The following is a 2,762-nucleotide window of genomic DNA, read 5'->3' as shown; positions in this document are numbered from 1 at the left end:
GTGGCGCTCACCCAACTCATCGTGCGCCGGACCACGACCGCCGGCCGCCACCGGGCGGTATCCCAGAAATCACCGTCCATCCACAACGCCGTTCGGGTGTCCGTCTGGTTCGGTGCCACCGCACCGCGGTAATCCGGAGTTCTGCCGCTCGCCAACACACGTCATCCCGTCGAAACCGAACCGGCGACCGGCGACCGCGCCGGCTGCCTACCGATAGCACATCGGCTGCGTCGCCGGCGCCCATGATCACGGAACTGTACGGCTGGTTCGGGACGCGGTAACCCGTTGCGCTCGAGGTGATTCCGGCTACCCGTGCCGCGGAATTTTGCTCACCCTGAGCCTACATGGTGGCAAATCACGAGCGGTGGCGAAGAATGCACCGCGGGCCGCTACGCGTAGGCCCGGCCGACCGACATCCGACGACGCAAAGGGACAGTGTGACCACGGCTCTGCCAGTGAATCTCAAGCACGCCAAAGACATTCATCCGGGCGTCGACGTGCCGTTGCTGCACGAGGCCGTGGTCGCCGAACGCACTGCTTGGTCGCCGGCACAATTGCACGAGCTGACCACGCTGGTGGCGGGCGAACTGGCGACACCGCTGCTGGACATCGTGCGGTTCGACCGGGCGCAGCGCTGGTGGACTCGGCTCGCATTGACTATGGGTGTGGAGCTGTGGCTGCTGTCCTGGGCTCCGGGTCAGGGCACCGAACCGCACGATCACGGTGGCGCCTCCGGATCGTTCACCGTCTCGATCGGCGAGCTCGACGAGGACTTCCGGCACGGCTCCGGCCCGGTCCGTTCGACCAGTTGGCGCACCGGAGACACGGTCGCCTTCGGGCCGGAGCGCGCCCATCAGCTGCACAATCGCAGCTGGCGCCCCGCGGCGACGGTGCACGCCTACTCCCCGCCGCTGCGACCGGTGCGGGAGTACCGCACATTGGCTGATTTCAGCGGTGTGTGACCATGCCGGGAACACCCGATCACATGATCGTTCACGAGTGACGGGGATGCGTGCCGAGGATCTGCTCGCGCAGGCGCGCGCCGGACTGGACCGGGTCGAGCCCCCACCGCGGCGCGCCGAGAGGCCGACGGCGCCCCAGTCGTCGACGTCCGCCCGGACGCCAACCGGCTCGCTGAGGGCGAAATCTCCGGCTCGGTCGTCGTGGAACGCATCGTGCTGGAGTGGCGCCTCGATCCCGGTGGATCGCCCCGGCTGCCCGGTCTGACCGCCGGCACCAACGTGATCATCGTCTGCAACGAGGGATATGCCTCCAGCCTCGCCGCCGATGTCCGGCGCCTTGACCTGGTGGGCGGGTTCCGCGCCTGGAAAGCCGCTGGCCTACCGGTGATAGCCGGCCGTTCCCTGAGTCGGGAACCGTTGGTGCGCAACGTGATGCTACCGGCGTCGCCGCAGGAGCGGAAGCGGCTCATGGGGCGTCCGCTCCCTGCGGCGACCGCCTCCGAAACAGCGTTCGACCGAGTCGTGGCTCCGCGGCGCGCCACCCGATGTCCGGAACACCGGAGCAGCGGGAAGGTCCCTCCGCAATTTTCTGCCGGGCAAGGCCTTTCGAGCCGACCGCCCATTCGGGCGAGAGGGGTAGGCGGCACCGAAATTGGGTCGCACCTGCGGCGGCAGCAGTGGCAGTGGCTATGACGGCGCCGGGCCTCTCACCTCGCCGGCGCGAGGTGTCGTCGTGCCGGGTCTCCGCCGACAGATTGGCGCTCACCCCGGGACTGACCCCAGTTACCGTCGCCGCCGCGTATCGGGAGGTGATTTCGCGATGACCGGCTTCGACGTGATTCAGCTGTCGTATGACGAACCACTCGCTGACGTGCTGTATTCGCGGTTGACGCAGGTGTCGGCGGCACCGTGAAGCGGCGATGTGTTGGCCTGGCAGCATGGTGTGCTGCGACTGCGCGGCGGCGACCGCTCGGGCGGCGACCTGGGCGAAGTTGCGGGCCCGGCGACGCTGCAGCCAGCTGGTCAGGCGCGTGAGCCCGATGCCGCGGATCTGTTGTGGTGTGGCATAACCGGTGAGCAGAACGAGCGCGCCTTGGCATGACGAGTAGTCGTATTCCCTTTCCAGAGAGGGGAATACGCTCGTCATGACGGCGCGTAACCGGTTGATCATCCGGACCGATCAGCGGTCAGATCATTGCGGTGAGCGATCAACAAGCCGAGGTTGCGGGTGAGGTCGGCGCTCTGGTCGATGACGGTGAGATCCCGCCGGATCCGCGCGGTTTCGGCGATGAGGAAAGCATCTTTCGAGTCGGTCTTGCCTTCGCCGGCATACGCCGCGCTCATCGCGGCTACCATCCGGCCTGGCGCGTAACGGACGGGATGCCCTGCCTGAGCCAGCAGGGCCAACAACAAGGCTGCGGGAGCGGAGACGATGTCGACCGTCCACACAACCTGCTCGGCGAGCCCGCTCACCTTCATGATCACCGCAGTGAGTTCGGATTCATCGTTGACCAATTTCGCCGACCACAGCTTGGTGCCCTCGCTGTCGACGACACAGACCCATCGATGATGGGCCTTTCCGATATCGACTCCGGCCCAGGCTACTTCACGCGCCACGCTGTCTCCGATCCAGTGCTTCATCGTTAGTGTCTGATCGACCCGGTGGAACGCCCCGCCGACGCATCCGTAACCAGCGACACAGGCGCATCTCAATCAGCAGCCAGGGCGCCCAAGAGGATCGGGCGGACATTCCCAAAAGGCGACCGAATCGCAAGGCGACCCCAGCCACACCCGGCCCTC

General features: G+C 66.8%; 3 protein-coding genes. 2 read left to right on the top strand and 1 reads right to left on the bottom strand.

Annotated features, from left to right (window positions below; translation table 11 throughout):
* Positions 1-455 precede the first annotated feature (455 nt).
* Positions 456-962 carry a cysteine dioxygenase family protein gene (locus IRT45_RS36005; RefSeq protein ID WP_309241310.1) on the top strand — a complete coding sequence of 169 codons (507 nt, stop codon included), beginning with the start codon at positions 456-458 and terminating at the stop codon, positions 960-962.
* Between the two features lie 925 nt (positions 963-1,887).
* The gene (locus IRT45_RS36000; protein WP_194810219.1) at positions 1,888-2,064 is read left to right on the top strand and encodes a hypothetical protein; all 177 of its coding nucleotides are present in this window, start codon (positions 1,888-1,890) and stop codon (positions 2,062-2,064) included.
* A gap of 65 nt (positions 2,065-2,129) precedes the next feature.
* On the opposite strand, the gene IRT45_RS35995 is transcribed toward IRT45_RS36000, so the two are convergent.
* Positions 2,130-2,579 (bottom strand): transposase, encoded by a 450-nt coding sequence (locus IRT45_RS35995; RefSeq protein ID WP_194810218.1) that lies wholly within the window; start codon positions 2,577-2,579, stop codon positions 2,130-2,132.
* Positions 2,580-2,762: the final 183 nt, after the last annotated feature.

Origin of the sequence: Nocardia sp. BSTN01 (assembly GCF_015354405.1) — a bacterium.
Classification (GTDB): Bacteria; Actinomycetota; Actinomycetes; order Mycobacteriales; family Mycobacteriaceae; genus Nocardia.
Note: the sequence above shows the minus strand (reverse complement) of the source record. Positions and strands in the feature narration are given on the sequence as shown.